Here is a 26,300-nt window from a genome sequence, read left to right as displayed (position 1 = left end):
TATACTCCTGCCCTAATTTGTCCACATTCCCGCGCCGCCCCATCAGGGTGACGGCGTGTTAACGTAAGGTGTTTCGGTGAATATTCAGGCTCTTCTCTCAGAAAAAGTCAGTCAGGCCCTGATCGCAGCAGGCGCGTCTGCCGATTGCGAACCTCAGGTCCGCCAGTCAGCAAAAGTCCAGTTCGGCGACTATCAGGCCAACGGCGTGATGGCCGTTGCCAAAAAACTGGGCATGGCGCCGCGACAACTTGCAGAGCAGGTACTGTCTCATCTCGATCTGAGCGGGATTGCCAATAAGGTAGAGATCGCCGGCCCTGGCTTTATTAATATTTTCCTCGATCCGGCCTTCCTCGCGGAAAATGTCAGCAGCGCGCTGAAATCGGAACGTCTGGGCGTGGCTCAGCCGCCGGCACAAACCGTGGTGGTCGATTACTCTGCGCCGAACGTGGCGAAAGAGATGCACGTAGGCCATCTGCGCTCCACCATCATTGGCGATGCCGCGGTGCGTACGCTGGAGTTTCTCGGGCATAAAGTGATCCGCGCTAACCACGTGGGCGACTGGGGTACCCAGTTCGGTATGCTTATCGCGTACCTGGAAAAACAGCAGCAGGAGAACGCCGGTGAAATGGCGCTGGCCGACCTCGAAGGTTTCTATCGTGAAGCGAAAAAACACTACGATGAAGATGAAGCCTTCGCCGAGCGCGCGCGCAGCTACGTCGTTAAGCTGCAGGGCGGCGACGAATATTTCCGCGAAATGTGGCGCAAGCTGGTCGACATCACCATGTCGCAAAACCAGTTAACCTATAACCGCCTGAACGTCACCCTGACCCGCGATGATGTTATGGGCGAAAGCCTTTATAACCCGATGCTGCCGGGTATCGTGGCCGACCTGAAGGACAAAGGGCTGGCGGTAGAAAGCGAAGGCGCGACGGTGGTATTCCTTGATGAGTACAAAAACAAGGAAGGTGAACCGATGGGCGTCATCATCCAGAAGAAGGATGGCGGCTACCTTTACACCACTACCGATATCGCCTGCGCAAAATACCGCTACGAGAATCTGCATGCGGATCGCGTGCTTTACTACATCGACTCTCGCCAGCATCAGCACCTGATGCAGGCGTGGACTATCGTACGTAAAGCCGGCTACGTGCCGGAGTCCGTACCGCTGGAGCACCACATGTTCGGCATGATGCTCGGCAAGGACGGCAAACCGTTCAAAACCCGCGCCGGCGGTACCGTGAAGCTCGCCGACCTGCTGGACGAAGCGCTGGAACGCGCCCGCCGTCTGGTGGCGGAGAAAAACCCGGATATGCCCGCCGATGAACTGGAAAAACTGGCGAACGCGGTCGGGATTGGCGCGGTTAAGTATGCCGACTTGTCAAAAAACCGCACCACTGACTATATCTTCGACTGGGATAACATGCTGGCCTTTGAGGGCAATACAGCGCCTTATATGCAGTATGCCTATACCCGCGTGCTCTCCGTGTTCCGCAAAGCGGATATTGATGAAAGCGCGCTGGTGGCGGCGCCGGTGGTCATCATCGAAGACCGCGAAGCCCAGCTGGCGGCCCGTCTGCTGCAGTTTGAAGAAACCCTTACGGTCGTTGCCCGTGAAGGCACGCCGCACGTTATGTGTTCTTACCTGTACGATCTGGCGGGTCTGTTCTCCGGTTTCTACGAGCACTGCCCGATCCTGAGCGCTGAAAGCGAAGAGACGCGCAACAGCCGCCTGAAACTGGCTCTGCTGACGGCGAAAACGCTGAAGCTGGGTCTTGATACCCTGGGTATCGAAACCGTAGAACGGATGTAATGTGTCGAAAGAACCCGGCTTAACGCCGGGTTTGCCGGGCGGCGGCTGACGCCACACCCGGCTGTTCTCACCTGATTCAAAAATACTTCCGCAGATACTCCGTCAGACACAGGATCGCCATCGCCTGGCCATACGGCATCGACGTCAGCGGGATGTCGCGATAAAAATCGAGATCCGACCCCATCCCGGTACCGAAGGACGTTTGCAGCAGTTCCCCTTGCGCAGAGATATTCGCCACAATGCCGCGAATCGCTTTTTCCGCAACCTCCGTATACGCCTGACTCACGTAGCGCTTGCGCACCGCCTTGAGGATCCCATACGCAAAACCGGCGGTCGCCGACGCTTCCAGATAGGAGTCAGGGTCATCAAGTAGCGTATGCCACAGGCCGCTATCGTCCTGACAGCGGGCCAGCGCCGCAATCTGCGTATCCAACACCTGCACCAGGTAACGTCGCACCGCGCTGTGTTCGGGTAAATCCACCAGCTCCAGGAAATCCGGGATCACGATCGTCAGCCAGCTATTGCCGCGCGCCCAGCGGGCGCGAGCGAAATTATGTCGCCCCTCGTAGTTCCAGCCGTGAAACCACAGACCGGTCTCGCGGTCCATCAGATTCTGCACGTGCAGCAGAAACTGATACACCGCCTCCTCTACGTATTCGGGGCGATTAAGCAGCTTACCGATTTTCGCCAGCGGCAGAACGGTCATCATCAGCGTGTCGTCCCACATTTGCTGATGATTTTCTTCCGCCAGCGTGATGTGCTGCATGCCGCCAGACTCCGTGCGCGGCATCTCGTTCATCGCCCACTCGGCCCAGCTATCGAGCCAGGGCAGATACGCGGCGTTGCCCGTCTCTTCATAGCGATAAGCGAGGGTGAGAAACGGCGCCATGGTGTTGACGTTTTTGGTGGTCGCCCCCTCGGCAAAGCGATCGGCAAACCAGCCATCGATAATATCGCGCATCGCGATATCGCCGGTCTGCTGGTAATACTGCCAGATGCCGTACAGGCCGACGCCGTGAGTCCACTCCCAGCCGTTCCACCCTTTCGTATCAATGATGCGCCCGTCGTCCAGCCGCAGTAAAAATTGCCCGCTTTCATCTTTAATGTTGACCAGATTTTGCGTGACCTTCTGAATCAGCGCCTGCAGTTCATTGCGGGCGATAAAGCGCTCAGGCTGGCGCAGTAGTGGGCTATGTTTGACAGGCCAAACTTTCATATCCTTAACCTCTGTTATATGTCGAATTCATGGCAGAACGCTGTTTCAGCGATGGCGCGGCGGGTTTATTACGATTCAGATAACCAATATTGTTGTTTCCCCACAGTGAGTCGTACGGCATCCCGGCCAGCATCTCGACTACTTCACGATCCTGGGCGCTGGCCAGTTCCGGCTGAGCGCGTCCGGATTCACGCATTTTGAGCGTTTCCGCACGCAGGACGCTGTGGGTTTGCAGATTGAGTTTAAAGCGCAGGGAAACGAGGAAGCCGCAGGCCAGCACCAGCAAAGTGCCGACGCTGAGGATCAGCAGAATGGTATGGCTCACTTCATAAGGCTGCGTTTTCTGCCCGGAGACAAAGCCGGACATCTGCATGATGATCCCTACCAGCATCACCGCCCCGGCCTGGGAAGCCTTACGCGTCAGAGTCATAATCCCGGCAAAGATGCCTTCGCGACGCTGGCCGGTGATCACTTCGTCCACGTCGGCAATATACGTATAGGTGTTCCACGGAACATAGTTGATGCCGCCGCGGCCCAGACCCGCCACTGCGGAAATCAGCAGCAGCAGCGAATAAACATCGCTGAGGCCAGCGTAGTACAGTACCGCGTAAGAGAGCGAACTCAGCCCGAACAGCACTACCACCATGCGGTACGATGGCGCCGGACCGAAGCGAATACACAGCGGGATCATCGCAATAACCGCAATAAACTGGAAGATCGCCATGGTCCCCAGCAGGTTGGAGGCCATTGAGGCTTCCTGCATCAGGACAAACACCACATAGTAAGTAAAGACCGCATTGAAGACATCCTGGGCGATATAGCCCCCCAGATACATCCCCAAATGCTGACGGAAAATTTTAATGCGCAGGGTCGAACTTAATTCAATAAACAGGCGATTAAGACTCTGAGACAAGCTCAGGTTCTGTTTCTCCTCTTCGGCGCGCAGCGCAGCCTCCGTCCACTCTTCACGCGGGCGCTCCCAGGTAAAGAACCAGACAAAAGTTAACATCATTGCGCACAGCACCGAGAACACCAGGCTGGCGTAGAAGAAAGAGACGGCGTTGTCTTTGCCGAAGATGGTCAGCAGAATGCCCGGCAGGAAAGAAGCCAGGATCGCCGACATCTGCGCCATAGAAATACGCGCGCCGGAGAATTTGGTTTTCTGTTTAAAATCGTCGGTCATTTCCGGCACCAGCGTTTCATACGGCACCAGAATCATGGTATAGACGATGTCAAACAGCAGATAGGTCAGCAGGTAGTACCAGAACCCCATATCCCCTACCCACATAATGGAGTAGCTAAACACGCAAGGGATGCCGAGCAGGATAAAGAACTTACGCCTGCCAAAACGTTTTCCCAGCCAGGTCGAGCCAAAGTTATCCGTCAGAAAGCCCATCAGCGGGCTGATTACCGCATCCAGAACTCTGGCAGTGGCAAAAATGAGCGTCGCCTCGATAGGCGAAAGTCCGCAAAAGGTGGTGTAGAAGTAGAGCAGCCAGGCTGCCGTGAGTGCAGTTGTTCCCGCACCAAGAAAATCGCCCGATCCATAGGCAAGGTAGTTAACCAAACCGATTTTACGTGTTTTCATCGCCGTAAATCCTGTGTCTTTTTTTTGAGAACTCCGAACCGCTTTTTGGCCCATTCCGCCAAAAGGGGGTTGATACATGGCTACAGTAAGAACATGGGAACGGCGTTACCTTTTCATTTTTGCCAGCCAAAAGCGTTCACTGGCAAAAACACAAAGAGTCGATGAACACGCTTCACTGATTTATAAAACATCGTTTCTTTTAATACAAAAGATCGGACCAAAAACTGAGATGTGGCCACCGAAACGGCGCGTCGTGGAATGAAATTTGGGCGATGTATTTCGCTGCGGATAAACCTTGCGAATGCTAAGGAATGGGAGTAAAGACAATAAGAAAAGGGTTGTTTCGCGTATATCAAGGAGGCTTGATGCCCTACTCACATCTGCTGGTCGCCGTGGCGCCAACCCCGGAAAGCCGGGTCCTCATTCAAAAAGCCGTCTCCATCGCACGTCCGGTCAATGCAAAAGTCAGCCTGATTACGCTGGCGACGGATCCGGAGCTGTATAATCAGTTTGCGGCGCCCATGATGGAAAACTTACGCGAAGTGATGCAGGAGGAGACGCGCGGATTTCTGGCCGAGCTGGCCCGCCACGCCGACTATCCTATAGAGAAAATGACCATTGCCAGCGGCGGAATTGCTCACCACGTGCAGGATTTTTGCCGACAGCATCGCGTTGACCTGGTGATTTGCGGTAACCACAACCAGAGTCTGTTTTCTCGCGCCACCTGTTCGGCAAAAGATATTGTTGGCAGCAGCGGCGTCGATGTACTGCTGGTTTGTCTGGAAAAAGGCTAGCGCCGGGGAGGCGCTAACCGTCTTGGCCTCAGGCGAGTTTAGGGAAAGTGGCGACCTTGCGCTCTAAGTGGCTCTCCTCGCTCCCTGGCTCAATCTCCTTTAGATCGGCAATAAACCGCTCCTGCCAGCGATGAATATCGTTTTCCTTAATCACCGCCAGCATGGCCGAATGGCGGGCAATACGCTCGGCCAGAGGCATGGTTAATGCCTTATCCAGCGCCGCAGCGACCTCATCGCGATCGTAAGGATTAACGATTAAGGCCGTCGGGAGCTCGTTGGCCGCGCCGGCAAACTGCGACAGCACCAGCACGCCCGGATTTTGCGGGTCCTGCGCGGCAACATACTCTTTCGCCACCAGGTTCATACCATCGCGCAGCGGGGTAACCAGACCAACGTCGGAGTAGCGGAAGATTTTCATCAGCAGCTTGCGTTCAAAGTGCTGGTTAAGGTAGTAAAGCGGCGTCCAGCCCAGCTGGCCATACTGGCCATTGATACGGCCGGCTGCGTTTTCCAGCTGATGACGAATATCCTGATAGGCCTGAACGTCCCCGCGTGAAGTCGGCGCAATCTGGGTATAGCGAATCTTGCCGTGATGCTGCGGATAGTTCTCCAGCAGAGCTTCATAAGCGAGAAAACGCTCCGGCAGCCCCTTCGAATAGTCCAGCCGTTCAACGGAAAAGATATTTTGGACGCTTTTGAGCTCGCTCTTCAGCTGCGCCAGCTTCGGCGGCAGCGGCCCTTTTGCGCTGCGCGCAATCTCTTCCGGATCGATACCGATCGGATAGACTTCGGTCTGGAAAGGTTTTCCCCAGGCCACATGCTTTTTACCGTCGCGCGTCGTCAGGCGGGTTTGCATCGATACGCAATCCAGAAACGCCAGTCGGTCGCTTTCGGTCTGGAAACCCAGTAAATCGTAATCGCAAAGCTGTTCAAGCAGTTCCGCATGCGGCGGTAACGCATTAAACACTTCCGGCGTCGGGAACGGAATATGCAAAAAGAAGCCGATACGATTATTGACGCCGCGCTGGCGCAGTTCGCTGGCCAACGGCAGCAGGTGATAATCGTGGATCCAGACGATATCGTCAGGTTCAATCAGCGGCAGCAGTTTATCCGCCAGGGTCGCATTAACGCGCTGATAGCCCTCCCAGGCTTCACGCTGAAAATCAACCAGGTCAAGACGATAATGGAATGCGGGCCATAAAACGGCATTGGAAAAGCGGTTGTAATATTCGTCGTGATCCTGCTCGCTAAGATTGAAAGAGGCCCAGGTGATATTGCCCTGAGTCACTTTTTTTAACGGCTGTTGGTCGTCACCGATTTCCCCACTCCAGCCGAACCACAAACCTCCGGCTGCTTTTAATGCCCCCATAATCCCCACGGCAAGGCCACCGGCGCTGGCCTTTTTGTCATCCGGCGGGGCAATACGATTAGATACTACGACTAAGCGACTCATAGCCATCTCTCCTGTCGGTTAGCGCATCTGGTTGTTGCCCATGATTCGCGATGTTACTAATCCAAAGATGAACGGCGGGCACGTCAGGCAAACGCCAACGCGCTTGCGTTTCGCCGCCGCCCACTTTGACCGATACGCCATTCAATTGATTCACAACGCTAAAACCAGCTTCATCGGTTAAGTCATCACCAACAAACACCGGCTTGCGTCCTTTGAATGGAGCTTCCTGCATAAAAGCGGCTATCGCTTCACCTTTATTCACTCCACGCGGTTTGATCTCCACCACGCACTTACCCGGCTGCAGGGCCAGAATGGGATGGCGCTGGACGATAGATTGCGCCAGCGCCAGCACCGCTTGCTGCTGCTCCGGCGCCTGTCGATAGTGCAAAGCAAAAGCCATCCCCTTACTTTCCAGTTCGCATCCCGGCAAAGCATCCAGTTCCGTCGTCAACTGCGCAGAGAGCGCCTTCAGAAGTGAATCCGGTAAAGAGACAATATGCGTTTTACCATTGATGTCACGGCGTTCAGCCCCGTGGACACCGGCAAGCGGTAGCCGGTAAGGACGGGTAAGCTCATCCAGCTCAACCATTGAGCGCCCTGAAATCAATGCCACCGCGCCGTTTTGCTGCTGCACAAGCTGGCGCAGCGACTGCAGAACATCGGTTGGGATGACCACCTGATCGGGATGGGATTTGATACCGGCAAGGGTACCATCGAGGTCAAAGAAAAAAGCGTAGTTTCCGGTTAACGCAGGCGGTACATAAATCTGGTCAGCCACCCTGTTTCCTCCTTATCATGGCCAGCAACATGCTGGGTGTTAAATTATTGTAGCCATGTAAGTATAGACAGTGTGACCAGCATCGCCATTTTTGATAGTCATCGCCAGCGCAACGGGCGCTGGCGAGGGTTTAGGATTAAACTGAAAAGTTGGACGAATTAAACCGCTCGCTTCGCTTTCTGTTTATAGCGGTCGAAGATCACCGCAGCCAGCAAAATCACGCCGCGCACAACGTACTGCGAGAACGGCGAAATGTTCAGCAGGTTCATCGCATTCTCCACCGTTCCCAGAATCAGGATCCCGGCTACCACGTAGGAGATCTTGCCGATCCCGCCCTTCAGCGATACGCCCCCGAGCACGCAGGCCGAAATGACAATCAGCTCATAGCCAATGGACGTCATCGGCTGACCGCTGGTCATACGGGATGCCAGGATAATGCCCGCTGCTGCGGAAACCAGCCCTGAAAGGACGAAAATAATAATTTTCGTCCGCACCACCGGAACGCCGGCCAGACGAGCCGCTTCTTCATTACCCCCTATCGCCAGCGTGTTTCGGCCAAAGGTGGTTTTATTCAGCAGCAGACCGAATACAATCAGGCAGGCAACGGTTAACCAGATAGGCGCAGGCAGACCAAACCAGTTGGCATAGCCGAGGGTAAAAAAGCGCTCATCTTCAATCCCTACCGCTTTACCGTCGGAGATGATATAGGCAAGACCGCGGACGATCTGCATCGTGGCGAGGGTGGTAATCAGAGCATTAATCTTTAAGCGGGCAATGACAAAACCGTTGACCAGGCCGCTCACAGCGCCAAGCAGCAGACCGGCGCCAATGCCAACCCACATGCTTTCAGTCAGATTAATCACCACCGCCGTGGTCACGCCGGCGCAGGCAATAACCGAGGCGACCGACAGATCGAAATCGCCGGACGCCAGGCAAAACAGCATCCCACAGGCGACCATTCCGGACATAGAAATAGCCAACCCCAGACCTTTCATATTAATAAACGAGGCAAAATTGGGCACAAAAATTACGCAGCCAATAAACAGCACCGCGAAAACGACCAGCATGCCGAACTGATCCCAGATACGGGAGAAACTAAAAGCCGACCGGGAAGTACCTGAAGTGGTAACTGATGACATCATAGACTCCTTACTCAGGCGACTGCCTGGCTCACTTTTGGCATGGCAAGGCTCAATGCCTGCTGTTCATTGGCATGTTCATGCAGCAGCTCTCCGGCAATCTCACCCTCGCGCATCACCACGATGCGATCGGCTACGCCGAGAACTTCCGGTAAATCGCTGGAGGCAAAGACCACCGCGACGCCCGATGCCGCTAATGCGTAAATAACGTTATAGATCTCATGCTTAGCGCCCACATCAATGCCGCGCGTGGGCTCGTCAAGCAGGATGACTTTCATCTCCTCCGACAGCCAGCGGCCGAGAATCGCCTTTTGCTGATTGCCACCGGAGAGATTCATAATCAGCTGCTCTGCGCCGGGCGTTTTGATATTCAACGATTTAATATGCTGGTCGGCGTTCTGCGCTTCCCAGGCGTTATTGATGACGCAGCCCGCGAGAATGTGCTTGCGGCGGGCGCTGATATTGATGTTGTCGCGAACCGAGTGAACCGGAATAATCCCCTCTGCTTTGCGGTCTTCCGGGCAGAGCATCATCCCGGCCTGAATCGCCTGAGCCGGCTTGCGGATATCAATGGCCTCGCCGTCGATATAAACCTGACCGGCGGTTATTCTGCTGCCGCCGAACAGGCCTTTCATCAGTTCGCTGCGTCCGGCGCCAACCAGCCCAAACAGGCCGACGATTTCTCCGCTACGCACCGAAAGGCTAACGGGTTGCCGTACGCCAGGCGCCTTCACCCGATCGAGGCGCAAACGCTCTTTGCCATATTCACGGGGCTGCCAGCCGTAGATATCGCCCAGCTCGCGACCGACCATCGCCTGTACCAGAGCGTCGTGGTTAACCTCTTGCATATTGTCAAAGGTGCGCACGTAGCGACCATCTTTGAAGACCGTGATGGCGTCACTTAACGCAAAGATCTCTTCCATCCGGTGGGAAACGTAAATGATCACCCGCCCTTCCTGGCGCAGCTCGCGGATGACCCGAAACAGATTGTCGATTTCCCTGGCCGACAGTGAGCTGGTGGGCTCGTCAAAAGCGATGATTTTGGCGTTCCGCGCCAGCGCCTTGGCGATCTCCACCATCTGCCACTGGCCAATCGACAAATACTTCAACGGCGTTTCCGGGTCGATATCCAGCCCCAGATGCTGCAGCTGCAGGCCGGCTTCATAATTCAGCAGCGACCGATTCACAATCCCGCCCTTGTGCGGCAATTGGCCGAGGTAGATATTTTCCGCCACGGTCATTTCCGGGATCAGATGCAGCTCCTGATAGATAATCGCCACCCCGGCGTTCAGCGCCTCGGTGGTGTGGGTAAAGGTCATCTGCTGGCCTTGGATCTGTAGGCTGCCGGCAGTGGGTACGTAGTTGCCGCTGAGGATTTTGAGCAACGTGGATTTCCCGGCGCCGTTTTCTCCCATCAGGGCGTGGACCTGTCCGGCATAGCAGTCAAAGCTAATATCGGACAGCGCTTTAACGCCCGGGAATGTCATGGTGATGCCGTGGAATGAGAGATAAGGGGTAGACTGTTGCATAACGACTCCGCTTTTCTGTACAGGGCCTCTCGCTCAAGGCAAGAGGCCCGGTCAACCGGCCTTACAGCCCTTTTTTAGCCAGCTCTTCTTTAAAATTGTCGCGGGTAATCAGCACCACGTCGGTCACCGCGGTGAATTTTGGCGGTTCGACATCTTTTGTCACCCAGTTATAAAGCATCTCGCTGGTTTTATAGCCGTGAATATCCGGGCTTGGCAGCAGAGAGCCGTAGAAACCGGTGGCCTGCGCTTTAGAGAGTTCGTTCACTGCATCAACGCCATTAATACCGATACCGATAACGTCAGGCGCTTTAAAGCCCTGGCCTTCGGTGGCGCGTACGCCGCCCAGAACGGTATTGTCGTTCATGCCGACGATCAGCCAGTGTTTGACGTTCGGATGCTGAACCAGCATAGAGTTACCGGCATCAAAAGCGCCGGGAATGTCGTTAGATTTCGTTGGCACACGGTAGATTTGTTGCTCCGGGAAACCGGCAGCTTTCAGGGCGTCCATCGATCCGGTAGTGCGACGACGGGCGGTGTCCAGCTCGTCGGAAGTGATGGCCATGACGGCGGTATCCTTCACGTCCCAGCCGCGTTTTTGCATCTCTTTATAGAGCTCCTGCCCTTGACGTGCGCCGATCTCACTGGCCGCCATCATCACCAGCGGTACGCTCTCCATCGGTTTGCCTTTGGCGTTAACGAACTGGTCATCGACGGTAATGACTTTCATATCATAGCCGCGCGCTTTGGCGACTATGGCCGCCCCGAGTTTGGGATCGGGCGTACAGATAACAAAGCCTTTGGCTCCGCTAGCCGCCAGGCTATCAATGGCGTTAAGGGTTTTCTCACCGTCGGGGACGGCAATTTTGATGACGTCGAAACCTAAATTTTTACCGGCCTTATCGGCAAATTTCCACTCTGTTTGAAACCATGGCTCTTCAGGCTGTTTGACCAGAAAACCCAGCTTAAGCGTCTCGGCCATAGCTGATTGTGACATAACTGCGGCGAGACCGATCGCCGCCAGCGCTTTAGTAAATTTGTGCATGGTAAACTCCAGCTTTAATTCGCTTTTATGTAGGGAAAATTAAGAGTTAATTTTTTTATCGGACGCAAAACAAGGCATTAGGAAAGTCTCAATCAAGACCGCCGTTGTTAAAATAGTATTAACCGGAAATTATTTCTCCATACGAGAGCGCAATCACATCGCGGAATTACAGTAATTGCGTACATAAAAACAGCGGAAAAAGACATAAAAAAAACGCTAATTGTCAGACAATTAGCGCGGGCTGTAGCAATATTCTCTATATCATCAGCAGAGTTATCCTTGTCGATATTACCAGCGGCAATAAATATGCTCCGCATGATTGCGTACCGGCACCTCATCCCCCAATAAACGAGCGGCAACGGTAAAAGAAAAATCAAAAACATGGCCTAACCCTTTACCGCTGATCAAATTACCGTCTTCCACTACGGGTTGATCAACATACTCCCCGTCCGCCACGTTCTGCCATAACTCCCCCGAACAGACGTAGCGTCGCCCCCTGAGCAGCCCATTGCCGCCGAGAACCCTTGCGGCTGCCGAACAGATCGGACAGATCAGCATTCCTGCTTTATCGTGGGCCGTAATAAACGCTACGACGTCCTGGCTGGCGGCAAGGTTGACGCTTCCCTGCGGACCGCCGGGCAGAACCACCGCGTCGTACAGCATCCCTGCGCGTTCGGCTAAAGTGCTATCCGCAACCATTGGGATATCGTGGTAGCTCACCACCGCGCGCGATTCGGCGCAGGAGAGAAGCTCCACATCCAGATGCAGACGGCGGAGGATATCAACCACCACAATCGCCTCTCCCTCTTCAAAACCCGACGCCAGTAGCACCGCAACTTTTTTCATTTCAGTCTCCTTTCGTTAGCGTGGTAGTCATAAGCCTTTTACAAAAAAACATCTTTTTTTAAATTATCATCATCTTTTCAGTTACCCAGGCGAAAAGATGAACCAGTGCAGCCTTCGCTTTGATGACGCACGATATCACAAAAAGGAATTTTGAATCGTTATTTTTAAAACATAATTTCACTAAAAATATTAGAGATACTACCTTTTAATCAGAAAGCCATTAAAAGAGCTGTTAAATCATAAGGTTAATATAAATAACAATGTACTACAGTAAGCAATTACTATTACATTTTCAGCCTGTATAAAGTTAAATCCAGATGTTGTAACATAATGTAAATAACCACCATTGAGAGTTTTCTTAATTCAGATATAGCGCTATTCTATCTTCGTTGAGACAAGAAATTTAATTCCATGGTTCGGGCTTAAGTTCTGAATAGAATTATTCTGAGCTTTTCATCTGTTGGTTTTAATTTCGCAAACTCTCTTGGTCACAATCGCGTCTGGATATGACGCAGGCGCTTCCCGCACAGTAAATAAGGATATTGTTATGGTCGTTCCAGGAATGGTGCAAAAGCTGAATAACCAATTGAATCTTGAGTTCCATACCTCCAACTTGTATCTGCAGTTAAGCGAGTGGTGTATTCAGCAACGGTTGAACGGTACCGCCACTTTTCTGCGTAATCGAGCGCAATCCAGCATAACGCAGATGATGCGGGTCTTTGATTTTATGAAAAGTTCCGGCGCCTGGCCCGTGGTTAAAGCAGACGAAGCCTGCAGCGCGGAATGCGCCTCTCTTGAAGACCTGTTTAGCAAAACCGTTGCTGATTATCAGCAGCGCAGCAGCATGCTTTCCGGCCTGACGGCAGAGGCGAAGGCGCAAAGCGACGAATCAACCCTACGCTTCCTCGCGCTGCTGGCGAAAGAACAGCAGCTGGATGGCATGCTGCTGGAGACCATTCTGGATGAAGTCCGCTGCGCGGACCAGGCCGGGACCAGCGAACAGCAAACCGATCGTCACCTGCTTGAACTGGTCAGCCAACAGTACGCCAGCGTCATGTCGGCAAATACCGGAACGCGCGATAAAGCGTAAAAAGAGGCGTGTTTCTGCCTTTAATGCCCTCATCGCCCCTCAGCGAACCAATCTTTTTCGGCGCTTCGGCGCCGTTTTTATTCCTGAAAGGCATTAAAAACTTTTAACCAGATCTCATTCCCGCTCAGCCGGAGGAATTAGCAGGGTATTGGTGATCTGGATCACGTTTAAAACTCTGGGTTGATAATATAAAAACAGTGTTTCAAAAATTTAAAACACGGAGTTTATTTTAATGGCAAGATATACGGCTTCAGCCTCAAACGGGCTGCAGGGAAGACCGATTTTGTTACGCCATCAGTTAGCCTACGGCGGCGGAAATTTGCTGGGAAGCGGCGCACTGGCGATCAGCGGTGCCTGGCTGCTCTATTTTTATACAACATTCTGTGGGCTGACGCTGATCGAAGCCTCCTTTATTTTCTCCGTCGCCAGCATTATCGACGCGATTAGTAACCCGCTGATGGGCTACCTCACCGATAACTTTGGCAAAACCCGGCTCGGTAAACGCTTTGGCCGCCGTCGCTTCTTTTTATTGATAGGCATTCCGCTAATGATGTTCTACCCGCTGCTGTGGGTAGAAGGTCTCGGTTTCTGGTACTACCTGTGCACCTACGTCGTCTTTGAAATCATTTATACCTCGATTATGGTCCCCTATGAAACATTGGCGACCGAAATGACTGATGATTTCTCACTGCGTTCGAAACTCACCGGTTATAAAGCGATATTCGGCAAACTGGCTAACTTCCTCGCGGCATTTATCCCCGGGCAGTTCATCCTGCTTTATGGCAAAGAATCCGCCACCCCGTTTTTTCTTACCGGACTGACCTACGGTGTCATTCTTATCGTGGCCATCTCCTGTTTGTGGTACTGCAGCTGGGAACGACCGCGCGAAGAGGAAAAAAGCTCGGGGGAGAAAAAGGGGCTACTCAATACGCTGCTTATGCTGGCCAAAGATATGCGCTCAACCTTTTATCTGCGCGTATTCCGTAAACACCTTGGTATGTATCTCTGCGGTTTCGGCGCCGAATGGCTGTTTGCGTCGATCTTCACTTACTTCGTCATCTTCGTGCTGCAACACGATCCGGCCATGGTGGCCGGGCTCAACAGCCTGAACTCAATTCTGCAGCTGGTATCAACGGCCCTGTTTATCGGCCTGTGCGTGAAGAAAGGCTTCAGTAAGCCGTATATTCTGGCGCTGAGCGTGGTCATCTTTGCCGTGCTGCTCTACACCTCGCTGTGGTTCTTCCACCTGCCTTCAAGCCTGGCCACCATCCTGATGTTTGGCATCACGGTGCTGTTCGGTCTCGGCACCGGCGGCGTCTACTACATTCCCTGGACCGTTTACACCTTTTTGGCTGATGTCGATGAAATTTACACCGGCCGCCGTCGCGAGGGGATCTATGCAGGCGCCATGACCTTCTCAGGTAAAATTTTGCGCTCGATTATCGTCTTTACAATGGGAGCTATCCTCAGCTTCTACGGGTTCCAGTCAAAGGCGCATACGCAGCCGGAAAGTGCGGTCACCGCGATTGCGGTGGTATTCTGTGCAGGGGTGATTTTACTGGCTCTGGCAGCCATCGTGTTCAGTAAACAGATGAAGCTCGATCGCAAGGCGCACCTGGTGGTGCTACAGGAAGTCGCGCGCATTAAAGCGGGAGGCAAAATTGCCGACATCGCGCCGGACGTTCGCCTTATCGTGGAAGATTTAGTTGGCCATCGTTATGAAGAGTGCTGGGGCAACAGCAAACTGTTCAAGAATGCGCAGGGGAACGTCATTCAAACCGCCGTGTCCCATTAATCAGCAATAACGCCCCGCTATCGCGTTGATGGCGGGGCTCACGCCGCTAGTGCGCTTCTTCCTGCGGGGTGAATTTCAGCTCAATCAGCGCGATGGCTTTTTGTACCGCCCGCAGCGTCACCGGGTCAGCCGAGGCCGGGTGGCTGGCAAAATCGATGGCTTTCAGCTGGGTAGTCATTTTTTCGCGCACCTCGACAGGGGCGATGATATCGATGACGTCGAGGATCTGCTTGATAACTAACTGGCAGGCAACAACGTCAGAGACCAGTTCGTCGTGTTCGGTAAGATGTTGAGACATTTTTCACTCCTTTTTTCAGGAGCGTAATAGTACCCTAATTCCTCGGATATAAAAAAACCTGCCGCAGCAGGTTTTTTTATCAGAACATAGCGCCAGGCGGTACGTCTTTAAAGGTTTTGCAGTAGTTTTCGAACATGCTCTTCAGAATTTTGCGCAGTTTCATGGTTGGCTCCATTTTTGTTATGCAGGTGTTAATATCTACACGGCTATAATATGACCTGCATCACAAAAATCAATCTCAATGTGCGATAAATCACGTTTTATTTACAAAATAAATTTAAACATTCAACAAAAGTGAGTTATTTCGGATAGTTAAGAGCTGCGGGCTCCAGGTGAATCCGGGATCGCTTAGCAATGGCAGCGATACAACGATGAGTACAAGCATCTTTTCCAGGGACGACCGCTCTTTTTCAGCACCTGCTCTGCTGGTGGCTGGCGCGTTTTTTATGGAGTTCCTCGACGGCACAGTCATCGCCACCGCCCTGCCCGACATGGCGAAAGACTTCGGCGTAACGGCAGTGGATCTCAACATTGGAATTAGCGCCTACCTTATTACCCTTGCGGTGCTGATACCCGCCAGCGGCTGGATCGCCGATCGCTTCGGCGCGCGGAAAATCTTTAGCCTGGCGCTGGCGATTTTTACCCTCGCCTCGGTGTTTTGCGGGTTGTCGACCAATGTCGATGTGTTTGTCGCCATGCGTATTCTTCAGGGAATTGGCGGCGCGCTGATGGTGCCCGTGGGCCGCCTGGCGGTGTTGCGCACCACACCGAAGCATCAGCTGATTAAAGCGATTGCCACTCTGACCTGGCCGGCGCTGGTGGCGCCTATTATTGGCCCACCGTTGGGCGGATTTATCACCAGCTACGCCAGCTGGCACTGGATCTTCTTTATTAACGTGCCGCTTGGGCTTGTGGCGATTGCCCTGGCGCTGCGCATCATCCCGGATATTCGGGAAGAAGAGCGCCGCCCGTTCGATCTTTCCGGTTTTCTTGCGACCTCGGTGGCGATGGTTAGCCTGGTTGCCGCCATGGAGCTTCTCGGCGATCGTCAGCCTCTGGGCTGGCAGACCCTGGCGCTGCTGGCGTTAGGCCTGGGCTGCATGCTTTTCTCGTTACGGCACTTCCGCCGCGCTGAATGGCCGATGGTGCGCCTTGATGCGCTGGAGATCCCCACCTTCAGGGTCACCATGTACGGCGGTTCGCTGTTCCGCTCCTCCATCAGCGCCGTTCCGTTTCTGCTGCCGCTGCTTTTCCAGGTCGGCTTCGGCATGGATCCCTTCCACTCGGGGCTGCTGGTGCTGGCGGTGTTCGTCGGCAACTTCACCATCAAGCCCCTTACAACGCCGCTGATTCGCTGGCTGGGTTTTCGCCGTCTGCTGCTGATCAATGGCGCATTAAACGTATTATCGCTGCTGGCCTGCGCTTTTTTAACCCCGCATACGCCGGTTTGGCTCATCTTTGTAATTCTCTATCTCGGCGGGGTCTTCCGATCGATTCAATTTACCGGCATCAGCACCCTCGCTTTTGCCGATGTTCCTTCCGGACAAATGAGCTATGCCAATACGCTGTTCAGCACCGCATCCCAGCTGGCCGTTGGACTTGGGATAACGCTTGGAGCGATAGGTATTCGTATTGGGGAAGAGTTCAGTGAATGGCTTACGCTTTCTCACCTTCCGGGCATCAGCTTCCGTCTGTCGTTTATCTTTATTGCGCTGATTTGCCTGGTCGGCATGATTGATACTCTGCATCTGACAAAAGATGCGGGTAGCAGCGTATCGAACAAAAAGAAATAGATAAAGAAAAGGCCAGCAGAGCTGGCCTTGCATAGGATGTGTTAATCGATTAACCGATGATCTGGCGAACGAACGCTTCGATCTCTTTATCCTGGCAGTTCTCAAAGAAACACTGCTGGAAGCGAGGGCCGGAAACGGCAGTTTTCACCAGCTCCGGATCGATCGCACGCAGCGTATCCAGATAGTTTTCCTTAACCACCGCGGCTTTGACCGCGTTCAGGATGCCGGCGTTACGCACCTGAGGCTCTTTACGCTCCGGCGGATAGCCTTCGCCTTTGCGGCCGGTGAAGGCTTTTTCAAAGATAAAGCGTACGTTCAGCTCTGCACCCCAGCCAAATCCTTTCGCAAACGGCAGAGACAGCGCGTTACCGTTATTGATCTGCGCAAACAGGAAGGCGTCCGCAGGGTCGATGCAGTAGCCACAAACTACGCCCGGATGAATATTTAACGACATTAGCGCGCCCTGACCAGTGCCGCAGCCGGTAACCACAAAGTCGACCGCCTTCGAATTCAGCAGGATGCTGGCCATAATGCCCAGATGGATATAGGTCAGGTGATGGTCGTTTTCATCGCTCATCCCGACGTTGTAAACCGGGAAGCCCTTCTCGTCAGCAACGGCGTTTAATTCATTGAGGATGATGGCGTTTTTGTTCGCCTGGCTGTTTTCCATCATCAGTGCGATTTTCATGCTTTACTCTCCTGAATGCTGTGCGGGTTTTCCCGCGATAGTTCGTTAGCGTTGCTATGACAATACTACCTTACGAACATACTTTCAAATTTTATGAAAAGTTGTTTTATAAATTGCATCTCGCCTCACACTTTTGCCTTCCGTCCTGCCAGGACGCCGCCTCATCCTGAGGCAAGTCGCGTCATCTCAGGCCAGGTCTGTGTGCGGGGGATCGGATTAACACGGCGAAATTTGGCCCAACGGCGAAGTGAACGAAATAAGGAATTAAAACCATTCTCATTATTTTAAAAGTGCCAATGCGTGTTATTCCCATTAGCATTATTAATAAATGAATTTATTAATTTACTTTTTGCAAATAAATTAATAACAAATTATAGTGTGCGCACTAAAACTTATTTCTTTTTTCCCGGAGCAGCCAGATGCTAAAAACTGAAATGATCGATAAGCTTAATGCGCAGATGAATCTTGAACTTTATTCCTCTCTGCTTTATCAGCAAATGAGCGCCTGGTGTAGTTACCACAGCTTTGAAGGCGCGGCGGCGTTTCTTCGTCGCCACGCGCAGGAAGAGATGTCCCATATGCAGCGCCTTTTCGATTACCTGACCGATACCGGTAGTCTGCCCTGCATCACGGCTATCGCGTCGCCGTTTGCTGAGTATGCCTCTCTTGACGAGCTATTCCGTGCGACCTACGAACATGAACAGTTAATTACGCAAAAAATTAATGAACTGGCACATGCGGCAATGACCAGTCAGGATTATCCGACGTTTAATTTCCTGCAGTGGTACGTTGCTGAACAGCACGAAGAAGAGAAGCTGTTTAAATCGGTTATTGATAAATTAACCCTCGCAGGTAAAAGCGGCGAAGGTCTGTACTTTATTGATAAAGAGCTAGCAACGCTCGACACGCAAAATTAATTAGGCCGGCAGCGAGGCTCCAGCGCCCGCTGCCGTATTAATGGCGGCAAATTTTACTTTCGTGCGTATTAAACCCTTCTTCAGCGACAATAAACTTGCCTTTTTTCTGCAAAAACGCCACCAGTTCCGCCGCACTCAGATTTTCCGCCGAGCAGGTGTGGAATCGGGCTTCTTTACCGAAACGCGCGACGATGGCCGCTTCAAGCGTCGCCACGGTGTAAGTTTCGCCTGAGGCGATCATCATTTGCAGCACTTCGTGACCATGAATCGATGGCATATTCTCTCCCGTAAAGTCCGCAGAATATACCAGCCCGGGCGGCGAATTCTTGCGCCAGCGCAGCTTTGAAGCAAACCTCTGCTACTGTAAAGTTCTCATTACAACGCCTGTAACCCTCATTTGACGAAGCGACTGATTTCACATACTCTGCGCGGCATAATGAATTGTGAATGCCGTAATGGATAGTGAAAAGCGTGAAGAACCGCACTCTGGGTAGTATTTTAATCGTCGCCGGCACCACCATCGGCGCAGGGATGTTAGCCATGCCATTGGCATCGGCGGGCGTAGGTTTCGGCGTGACGTTAGCTTTGCTGATAACGCTTTGGGCGCTAATGTGTTATACCGCTTTGCTGCTGCTGGAAGTCTATCAGCACGTGCCGGCCGACATGGGTCTGGGTTCGCTGGCGGCACGCTATCTGGGCCGATACGGGCAATGGGCAACCGGCTTTTGCATGCTGTTTCTGCTTTACGCGCTCACGGCAGCCTATATCAGCGGCGCCGGCGAACTGCTGGCCTCAAGCCTCAATCAGTGGCTGGACTGGACGCTGCCTCCTGCGGCAGGCGTTCTGATCTTTACCGCTATCGGTGGGACGGTCGTCTGCATCGGGACTTCGCTGGTCGATCTTTTTAACCGCTTTTTATTCAGCGCAAAGATTATTTTCCTCGCCATCATGCTCGCGCTTCTGCTGCCGCACATTCACCAGATAAACCTGCTGACTCTGCCGCTACAGCAGGGGCTGGCGCTGTCGGCCATTCCGGTGATTTTTACTTCCTTTGGTTTTCACGGCAGCATACCCAGTATTGTGAGCTACCTGGGCGGCGATATTCGCAAGCTGCGCCGGGTATTTATCATCGGAAGCTTTATTCCTCTGGTCGCCTATATTTTCTGGCAGCTGGCGACGCTGGGCAGCATTGACTCTCCTGCGTTTACCGCGCTGCTGGCGCAAAATGCCGGGCTCAATGGCCTGCTGGAGGCCATCCGTGAAGTGGTGGCATCGTCGCACGTTGAGCTGGCGGTCCATCTGTTCGCCGACCTGGCGCTGGCGACATCATTTCTCGGGGTGGCGCTTGGGTTGTTCGACTATCTGGCCGATCTGTTTCAACGCCAGAACAGCGCCGGTGGACGGCTACAGAGCGGTCTGATTACCTTTTTGCCTCCGCTGGCCTTCGCGCTATTTTATCCGCGTGGCTTCGTGATGGCGTTAGGCTATGCGGGCGTTGCGCTGGCCGTGCTCGCGCTCATGCTGCCTTCGCTGCTGGTAATGAAGAGCCGCCAACAGCACCCTGATGCCCCGTGGCGGGTCGCAGGCGGTTCAGCGGCGCTGTGGCTTGTCCTGCTCTGCGGGATCGCTATCGTAGTGATTCAGTTTGCGATAGTCGCAGGATTACTGCCGGCGGTGGGATAAAAAAGGGGCCAATTCGGCCCCTGATGTTACTTCGTTAAACAGCACTGCTTATATTTCTTACCGCTGCCGCACGGGCAAGGATCGTTGCGCCCAATCTTGCTCTCATTCCTGATGGGCTGCTGAACTTGTGCAGGCTGAGCGTGCTCAGTCCAGTAGTTGTAAAGCGCCAGGGCCGCAGGACGAATTCGCTCAACGCTGGCGATAAACTCTTCCGCGGATAGTTCATCCAGCGCCTCGAAGCGCTCTTCGGTACCGTGCAGAGCGATGGCGTCCAGATCTGCCTGCAGCTCGGCAGGCAGAGCTGACCAGTCGCTTAATCCCACGCCGCGCATATAGCCAAAGCACCACTCCTCAACAATGGTGAGCTCCTGCCCCTCCTCTTCCCGGCTGCCGAACATCGGTTCGAACTGATCGGGATAGTCGCTTAAACGCTCGGCAATATCGCTCATATGCTGCAGCGTCAGGTTGACGAAACGGTCTCGCTCGCGATCGTTGGCCCAGCGCGGCACATTATCCGCTCCGCCCCAGATAGCAATCAGCCACTGCGCGGGCTCAATCTCGGTCGGCCCGGAGAGTATGGCCGTCAGTAGGCCATCCAGTTCAGCAACATCCATGATGGTGCCTTCTACCGCGTATTTCGACAGGATATCATCCAGCCATTCCACTTCGCTTTCGTTCAGGGGTCCAGTTTTCATAAACAGGCTCATCGTCGTAAAAAATGGCGCTTACAGTAGCGGAAATAGCGAAAGAAAACTACCCGGCTACAGGAGCTTCAGCGTGCGAAGTGTTTCCGCAATTTCGCTAAAGGCATCCGACGAAAGCGGGAGCAGCGGTCGCGGTAAGCAATCCTCCCCGCACAGCCCGAGGATACTTGCCGCTGCGGCGGTCACTCGCAGGCTGCCACCATATTTACTGAATAACATCCACAGCGGCGCGAGCCTGGCGCTGATTGCCGTCGCCTGCTCAGCGTCCCCTCGCGCTGCCGCCGCGGTTATCTCTTTGGCGACCTGCGGGAAAAGGCCGCCGCACACCGAATACCAGACTTCGCAGCCGGCATTCAGGCCATCGGCCGCGCAGGCGTCCCCGCTAATGCCAATACTCACCCCTGCCGGTAGCTGGCGCCGCAGGCTCTGAATCCGGCGGACGGTTTCATTTTTCGCGGGGCCGGGGATTTTAATTGAGGCGATCCCGGGTAGCGCGGCGATCGCGCCTTTAAGTTCATCCGAAGTCGTCACATGCGTGGTAACGGGATTGTCGTAAACGCAGACGGGGACGGAGACCTGTTGGGTGACAGTATGGTAAAAAGTCAAAATCTCCTCGTCTGTCAGGGGTTGATAAGCCATTACTGGCAGAAGCAGCGCGCTGGCGCCTGCCATCTGCGCGTCTTCAGCCAGACGGAGAACCTGATCGGTCCCCAGCGCCCCTATGCCGACCATTAACGGAATGAGTCCGGCATGCGATTTTGCCTGGCGCACCACCTGCATTCTCTGCTCACGGCTAAGCCAGGCATAGCTTCCGGTGGAGCCAAGTACGCCGAGGGAATCGACCTCAGATTCGACGAGACGAGTGACAATTCGGGCAAATGCCGTTTCATCAACGCCATGTGGATGTAACGGAGTCAGAGGAAAAGCGCAGAGGCCAGTGAACATTTCATCCCCACTTATTGAGATAATGATTGAGTGCTGGCAGATAATAGCAACAGAAAAGTATTTTGTCCTATGACAAAATGTACCCGACGATCGAGAGGTAGCGCTGAAGCGGTTTTTCGTAAGGGACAAAAACAAAAAAACCACCCGTAGGTGGTTTCACGACACTGCTTATTGCTTTGATTATTCTGCTTTTATCCCAATGGTACCCGGAGCGGGACTTGAACCCGCACAGCGCGAACGCCGAGGGATTTTAAATCCCTTGTGTCTACCGATTCCACCATCCGGGCTCGGGATAGAAATTGGAGGCGCGTTCCGGAGTCGAACCGGACTAGACGGATTTGCAATCCGCTACATAACCGCTTTGCTAACGCGCCTTAATGCTTTAACACCCGCAACTGCCGATGTCTTAAACTGGAGCGGGAAACGAGACTCGAACTCGCGACCCCGACCTTGGCAAGGTCGTGCTCTACCAACTGAGCTATTCCCGCATCATCAAGCTAATTTGCTAATTAGTTGATTTTGTTATCGTCTGCCAGACTGTGCTGCCGTTCGATGCGATGCATTCTACTTACCTGGCGCAATGAGTCAACGATATTTTTCAAAACCTTGTGTTGTTTGCTGAAAATTGCGCCGAAACGATCACTGATCAAGCAAATCCCCGCGCGCGGCGTTCAGATATTGCAGCATCGACCACAGCGTCAGCACCGCCGCCACGAGGAATAGCCCTATCCCCGCCCATTCAACCCAGATATTTGGCCGCCACAGCATCCACACCAGCGCCGCCATCTGGGCCGTGGTTTTTACTTTACCAATCCATGATACCGCTACGCTGCTGCGCTTACCCAGTTCAGCCATCCACTCGCGCAGCGCGGAGATGATGATTTCGCGCGCGATCATCGTAGCGGCCGGTAACGTTACCCACCAGGTATGATAATGCTCGGCCACCAGCACCATCGCAATCGCTACCATGACTTTGTCCGCAACCGGATCGAGGAAAGCGCCGAAACGAGTGCTCTGATTCCAGCGACGCGCCAGGTAGCCATCAAACCAGTCGGTCACCGCCGCGACGAAGAAAATCAGCGCGCAGGCAAAAGGAGCCCAGCTAAACGGGAGATAAAACGCCAGTACAAAGAATGGAATAAGAATGACGCGAAACAGAGTAAGCAACGTAGGGATATTAAATTGCATGGTAACGGGTAACTATCTGTTGTAAGTAAAAATTAGCCCTATGTTGCTACAGAGCCCCTAATGTTTCAACGAGTAGAAGATCTTTTCTGCCAGACCGTGAGATATACCCGGTACTTTCGCAATCTCTTCGACGCTGGCCTTCTGCAGTCCCTGCAGACCACCCATATATTTCAGCAGCATCTGTCGGCGTTTTGGCCCCACCCCTTCGATGGTTTCCAGCGTGCTGGTGCTTTTTACTTTTGCCCGTTTTTTACGGTGGCCGGTAATGGCGTGATCGTGCGACTCGTCGCGAATATGCTGTATGACATGCAGCGCGGGGGAATCCGGCGGCAGGCTAAAGCCCTCGCCTTCCGGTTCGAAAAACAACGTCTCCAGGCCCGCTTTGCGATCGCTGCCTTTTGCCACGCCTAATAACAGCGGATGACTTTTATCCCACGGCACGTCCAGCTCGGCAAAGACCGTTTTCGCCTGGCCAAGCTGGCCTTTACCGCCGTCGATCAGGATGACATCGGGGATCTTACTCTCTTCTATTGCCTTGCCGTACCGACGACGAAGCACCTGATTCATCGCCGCATAATCGTCCCCGGGCGTGATGCCAGTGATATTGTAGCGGCGATATTCCGCACGCAGCGGTCCGTTGCTATCGAAAACCACGCACGACGCGACGGTCTGTTCGCCCATCGTATGGCTGATATCAAAACATTCCATCCGATTGACGGCGGGGAGTTTGAGTAGCGTCGCGAGCGCCTGCAGGCGCTGAGTTATCGTTGAATGCTGAGAAAGCCTGGTGGTCAGCGCCGTCGCGGCGTTAGTCCGCGCCAGTTTCAGATAGCGGGCGCGATCGCCGCGAGGTTTGGTCTGTACGTTAACCCGGCGTCCGGCCAGTTCTGAGAGCGAATCCGCCAGCAGGGTTTTGTCGCCGAGGTTGAAATCCAGCAGGATCTCGCTCGGCAGCGTCCGCATCTGGCTGCCCTGTAAATAGAACTGCCCGACAAACGTTTCCACCACTTCACCCAATTCGGTACCATTCGGCACTTTGGGGAAATAGCTGCGGCTGCCAAGGACTTTCCCCTGGCGTATAAACAGCACGTGGACGCAAGCCATTCCGGCATCAAACGACACGCCGATAACATCGAGATCGTCCCCGGTATTGGAGACGAACTGCTTCTCCGTTACCCGACGGACGGCTTGAATCTGGTCGCGGATCCGCGCAGCCTCTTCAAACTCCAGCGCCTGGCTGGCTTTTTCCATGCGGGTAATCAGCTGAGTCAGTACCTGATCGTCTTTACCCGCCAGGAACAGGCGTACGTAGTCGACCTGTTGGGCATACTCTTCCTCACTCACCAGCCCGGCAACGCATGGCCCGAGACAACGGCCAATTTGGTACTGCAGGCACGGCCGCGAGCGGTTGCGATAAACGCTGTTTTCGCACTGGCGGACAGGAAAGATCTTTTGCAGCAGCGCTAACGTCTCGCGAACGGCGTAGCCGTTGGGGAACGGACCGAAATATTCGCCTTTCGCATGCTTGGCTCCACGATGCGTCGCCAGGCGGGGATGCGTATCGCCGCTAAGAAAAATAAAGGGGTAGGATTTATCATCGCGCAGCAGCACGTTGTAGCGCGGCTGATAAAGCTTAATATAGTTATGCTCAAGCAGCAGCGCTTCCGTTTCGGTGTGGGTCACGGTAACGTCAATCTGGGCAATAAGCGCCACCAGCGCTTCGGTTTTACGCGAAGCCAGGTTGCTGCGAAAATAGCTGCTAAGCCGCTTTTTCAGATCTTTTGCTTTGCCTACATAGATAACAGTACCGCCAGCATCATACATACGATAGACGCCCGGCTGGCTGGTTACGGTTTTCAGGAAAGCTTTTGCATCAAAAACATCACTCACTGACTTGCTAACGACTCCGCATTGCACAGGCCATGGCGAATTGCCAGGTGCGTCAGCTCCACATCGCCGTGAATGTTCAATTTACTGAACATGCGATAGCGGTAGCTGTTCACGGTCTTGGGACTCAGATTTAACTGCTCTGAGATCTCGTTGACCTTCTGACCTTTAGTAATCATTAGCATAATCTGCAATTCTCGCTCAGACAAACTGGCAAACGGCGATTCGGCCTTTTCCGGTTCAATCTGGCTGAGCGCCATCTGCTGAGCGATATCGGATGCGATATAACGCTGACCCGAAGCCACGCAACGAATCGCATTGACTACCTCCTGCGGCGCAGCGCCTTTACTAAGGTAGCCAGCGGCGCCGGCCTGCATGACTTTCGCCGGCAGCGGATTTTCCGTATGCACGGTCAGCATAATCACTTTGGCATCAGCAACGGAACGGGCAATTTTTCGCGTGGCCTCAAGGCCGCCGATTCCCGGCATGTTCATATCCATCAGGACTACATCAACGGGATTTGCGCGGCACCATTTCACGGCATCCTCACCGCAGCAGGCCTCGCCGGCAACTTTAATCCCTTTTATATCTTCCAGAATGCGTCGTATCCCTGCGCGCACTAGTTCGTGGTCATCAACAAGAAGGACGTTGATCAAAGGAATATTCTCCAGAATTAGGGATAACGCCACTGATAGCTTATCTCCTACATATTACCGGGTTTTAGCGTAACTTTAAAAGTCAAAAAATGTCCTGGAAAAGATTTCTTAGGCAATTATGGAAATCTGCCTGCACACCTGCTGGAAAGCCATACTTAACATAGAGTTGCGAAACGGTTGTTTTTTAACATTCATCACACAGATTACGTAAAAACACAACACTCTGCGTAGATGAGAAATACGCGCCTGAATATGTAACAAATATTAACAGTGAAACGGCGTCATGGAAAAAATTAAGCTGCTTACCTCTCATGATTACGTATTATTCAGCCAATTAAAACATTCACCATTCAAATGAGAGAACGAAAATCAAGCACTCCTTTTTTTTCCTTTGCTTGTGGTATACTGCGCCGCCTTCACTTTTAGACATGCGCATTTGCGCAGAAAGCAAACGAGGATAT

Annotated in this window: 24 protein-coding genes and 3 tRNA genes; 7 read left to right on the top strand and 20 right to left on the bottom strand. The window is 53.4% G+C overall.

Going from position 1 to position 26,300, the window contains the following annotated elements; all coding sequences use genetic code 11:
• The first annotated feature begins 76 nt into the window (after window positions 1-76).
• A complete protein-coding gene (gene argS, locus ABLV75_RS24145; protein ID WP_004103410.1) occupies window positions 77-1,810 on the top strand; it encodes an arginine--tRNA ligase in 1,734 nt (577 codons plus the stop codon).
• A 76-nt stretch (window positions 1,811-1,886) separates the two neighbouring features.
• Here the strand turns inward: argS and ABLV75_RS24140 are convergent, their stop codons facing one another.
• Together ABLV75_RS24140 and ABLV75_RS24135 are read right to left on the bottom strand one after the other, a co-directional pair.
• Complete coding sequence (locus tag ABLV75_RS24140; protein ID WP_004103411.1) at window positions 1,887-3,026, bottom strand: glycoside hydrolase family 88 protein; 1,140 nt, start codon at window positions 3,024-3,026, stop codon at window positions 1,887-1,889.
• A gap of 4 nt (window positions 3,027-3,030) precedes the next feature.
• Entirely contained in the window at window positions 3,031-4,614 is a 1,584-nt protein-coding gene (locus ABLV75_RS24135; RefSeq protein WP_004103413.1) for an MFS transporter, read from the bottom strand.
• A gap of 365 nt (window positions 4,615-4,979) precedes the next feature.
• On the opposite strand from ABLV75_RS24135, the gene uspC reads away from it, so the two are divergent.
• The gene (gene uspC, locus ABLV75_RS24130; RefSeq protein WP_004103417.1) at window positions 4,980-5,408 is read left to right on the top strand and encodes a universal stress protein UspC; all 429 of its coding nucleotides are present in this window, start codon (window positions 4,980-4,982) and stop codon (window positions 5,406-5,408) included.
• Window positions 5,409-5,436: 28 nt separating this feature from the next.
• On the opposite strand, the gene otsA is transcribed toward uspC, so the two are convergent.
• The 6 genes from otsA to ABLV75_RS24100 form a co-directional block, all read right to left on the bottom strand.
• A complete protein-coding gene (gene otsA, locus ABLV75_RS24125) occupies window positions 5,437-6,861 on the bottom strand; it encodes an alpha,alpha-trehalose-phosphate synthase (RefSeq protein ID WP_004103421.1) in 1,425 nt (474 codons plus the stop codon).
• Window positions 6,836-7,639: a trehalose-phosphatase gene (otsB, locus tag ABLV75_RS24120; protein WP_004103423.1), complete on the bottom strand. Its 804-nt coding sequence runs from the start codon at window positions 7,637-7,639 to the stop codon at window positions 6,836-6,838. Before otsB ends, otsA begins: the two co-directional genes overlap by 26 nt.
• A 158-nt stretch (window positions 7,640-7,797) precedes the next feature.
• Window positions 7,798-8,778, bottom strand: a complete 981-nt coding sequence (araH, locus tag ABLV75_RS24115) for an L-arabinose ABC transporter permease AraH (protein ID WP_004103425.1) — start codon at window positions 8,776-8,778, stop codon at window positions 7,798-7,800.
• A gap of 14 nt (window positions 8,779-8,792) precedes the next feature.
• Complete coding sequence (araG, locus tag ABLV75_RS24110; protein WP_004103427.1) at window positions 8,793-10,307, bottom strand: L-arabinose ABC transporter ATP-binding protein AraG; 1,515 nt, start codon at window positions 10,305-10,307, stop codon at window positions 8,793-8,795.
• Window positions 10,308-10,368: 61 nt separating this feature from the next.
• The gene (locus tag ABLV75_RS24105) at window positions 10,369-11,349 is read right to left on the bottom strand and encodes an arabinose ABC transporter substrate-binding protein (protein ID WP_004103429.1); all 981 of its coding nucleotides are present in this window, start codon (window positions 11,347-11,349) and stop codon (window positions 10,369-10,371) included.
• Between the two features lie 288 nt (window positions 11,350-11,637).
• The gene (locus tag ABLV75_RS24100) at window positions 11,638-12,195 is read right to left on the bottom strand and encodes a DJ-1/PfpI family protein (RefSeq protein WP_004103431.1); all 558 of its coding nucleotides are present in this window, start codon (window positions 12,193-12,195) and stop codon (window positions 11,638-11,640) included.
• A gap of 547 nt (window positions 12,196-12,742) precedes the next feature.
• On the opposite strand from ABLV75_RS24100, the gene ABLV75_RS24095 reads away from it, so the two are divergent.
• Together ABLV75_RS24095 and ABLV75_RS24090 are read left to right on the top strand one after the other, a co-directional pair.
• The gene (locus ABLV75_RS24095) at window positions 12,743-13,285 is read left to right on the top strand and encodes a non-heme ferritin-like protein (protein WP_016808317.1); all 543 of its coding nucleotides are present in this window, start codon (window positions 12,743-12,745) and stop codon (window positions 13,283-13,285) included.
• 283 nt (window positions 13,286-13,568) lie between these two features.
• Entirely contained in the window at window positions 13,569-15,080 is a 1,512-nt protein-coding gene (locus tag ABLV75_RS24090) for an MFS transporter (RefSeq protein ID WP_032704871.1), read from the top strand.
• A gap of 46 nt (window positions 15,081-15,126) precedes the next feature.
• On the opposite strand, the gene ABLV75_RS24085 is transcribed toward ABLV75_RS24090, so the two are convergent.
• A complete protein-coding gene (locus ABLV75_RS24085) occupies window positions 15,127-15,378 on the bottom strand; it encodes a DUF2766 family protein (protein WP_004103438.1) in 252 nt (83 codons plus the stop codon).
• A 79-nt stretch (window positions 15,379-15,457) separates the two neighbouring features.
• Complete coding sequence (azuC, locus tag ABLV75_RS24080) at window positions 15,458-15,541, bottom strand: stress response protein AzuC (protein ID WP_014229869.1); 84 nt, start codon at window positions 15,539-15,541, stop codon at window positions 15,458-15,460.
• A 208-nt stretch (window positions 15,542-15,749) separates the two neighbouring features.
• Between azuC and ABLV75_RS24075 the strand changes: the two genes are divergently transcribed.
• On the top strand, window positions 15,750-17,171 hold the full coding sequence (locus tag ABLV75_RS24075) for an MFS transporter (protein WP_032704701.1): 1,422 nt from the start codon (window positions 15,750-15,752) through the stop codon (window positions 17,169-17,171).
• Window positions 17,172-17,220: 49 nt separating this feature from the next.
• On the opposite strand, the gene ABLV75_RS24070 is transcribed toward ABLV75_RS24075, so the two are convergent.
• Complete coding sequence (locus ABLV75_RS24070; RefSeq protein WP_004103442.1) at window positions 17,221-17,859, bottom strand: RpiB/LacA/LacB family sugar-phosphate isomerase; 639 nt, start codon at window positions 17,857-17,859, stop codon at window positions 17,221-17,223.
• 419 nt (window positions 17,860-18,278) lie between these two features.
• Here ABLV75_RS24070 and ftnA point away from each other — a divergent pair, with 419 nt between their 5' ends.
• Window positions 18,279-18,776: a non-heme ferritin gene (gene ftnA, locus ABLV75_RS24065; RefSeq protein WP_004103444.1), complete on the top strand. Its 498-nt coding sequence runs from the start codon at window positions 18,279-18,281 to the stop codon at window positions 18,774-18,776.
• Window positions 18,777-18,813: 37 nt separating this feature from the next.
• On the opposite strand, the gene ABLV75_RS24060 is transcribed toward ftnA, so the two are convergent.
• Window positions 18,814-19,053, bottom strand: a complete 240-nt coding sequence (locus ABLV75_RS24060; protein WP_004103446.1) for a YecH family metal-binding protein — start codon at window positions 19,051-19,053, stop codon at window positions 18,814-18,816.
• Window positions 19,054-19,247: 194 nt separating this feature from the next.
• Here ABLV75_RS24060 and tyrP point away from each other — a divergent pair, with 194 nt between their 5' ends.
• Window positions 19,248-20,459 (top strand): tyrosine transporter TyrP, encoded by a 1,212-nt coding sequence (gene tyrP / locus ABLV75_RS24055; protein ID WP_004103448.1) that lies wholly within the window; start codon window positions 19,248-19,250, stop codon window positions 20,457-20,459.
• 26 nt (window positions 20,460-20,485) lie between these two features.
• Here the strand turns inward: tyrP and ABLV75_RS24050 are convergent, their stop codons facing one another.
• From ABLV75_RS24050 to uvrY, 8 genes are all read right to left on the bottom strand, one after another.
• Window positions 20,486-21,154, bottom strand: a complete 669-nt coding sequence (locus tag ABLV75_RS24050; RefSeq protein ID WP_004103450.1) for a YecA family protein — start codon at window positions 21,152-21,154, stop codon at window positions 20,486-20,488.
• 66 nt (window positions 21,155-21,220) lie between these two features.
• Entirely contained in the window at window positions 21,221-22,108 is an 888-nt protein-coding gene (locus ABLV75_RS24045; protein WP_004103451.1) for a dihydrodipicolinate synthase family protein, read from the bottom strand.
• A 200-nt stretch (window positions 22,109-22,308) separates the two neighbouring features.
• Window positions 22,309-22,395: transfer RNA gene (locus ABLV75_RS24040), tRNA-Leu, on the bottom strand.
• A 13-nt stretch (window positions 22,396-22,408) separates the two neighbouring features.
• Window positions 22,409-22,482 (bottom strand) — tRNA-Cys (locus ABLV75_RS24035).
• Between the two features lie 38 nt (window positions 22,483-22,520).
• A tRNA-Gly gene (locus ABLV75_RS24030) sits at window positions 22,521-22,596 on the bottom strand.
• A gap of 151 nt (window positions 22,597-22,747) precedes the next feature.
• Window positions 22,748-23,296, bottom strand: a complete 549-nt coding sequence (gene pgsA / locus ABLV75_RS24025) for a CDP-diacylglycerol--glycerol-3-phosphate 3-phosphatidyltransferase (RefSeq protein WP_004103452.1) — start codon at window positions 23,294-23,296, stop codon at window positions 22,748-22,750.
• 57 nt (window positions 23,297-23,353) lie between these two features.
• Window positions 23,354-25,186 (bottom strand): excinuclease ABC subunit UvrC, encoded by a 1,833-nt coding sequence (uvrC, locus tag ABLV75_RS24020; RefSeq protein ID WP_004103453.1) that lies wholly within the window; start codon window positions 25,184-25,186, stop codon window positions 23,354-23,356.
• A complete protein-coding gene (uvrY, locus tag ABLV75_RS24015; protein WP_004122102.1) occupies window positions 25,183-25,839 on the bottom strand; it encodes a UvrY/SirA/GacA family response regulator transcription factor in 657 nt (218 codons plus the stop codon). Before uvrY ends, uvrC begins: the two co-directional genes overlap by 4 nt.
• Window positions 25,840-26,300 lie beyond the last annotated feature (461 nt).

It is taken from the genome of Klebsiella sp. CN_Kp066, assembly GCF_040065135.1.
Taxonomy (GTDB): Bacteria; Pseudomonadota; Gammaproteobacteria; order Enterobacterales; family Enterobacteriaceae; genus Klebsiella; species Klebsiella oxytoca.
This window is presented reverse-complemented; position numbering and strand designations above follow the sequence as displayed.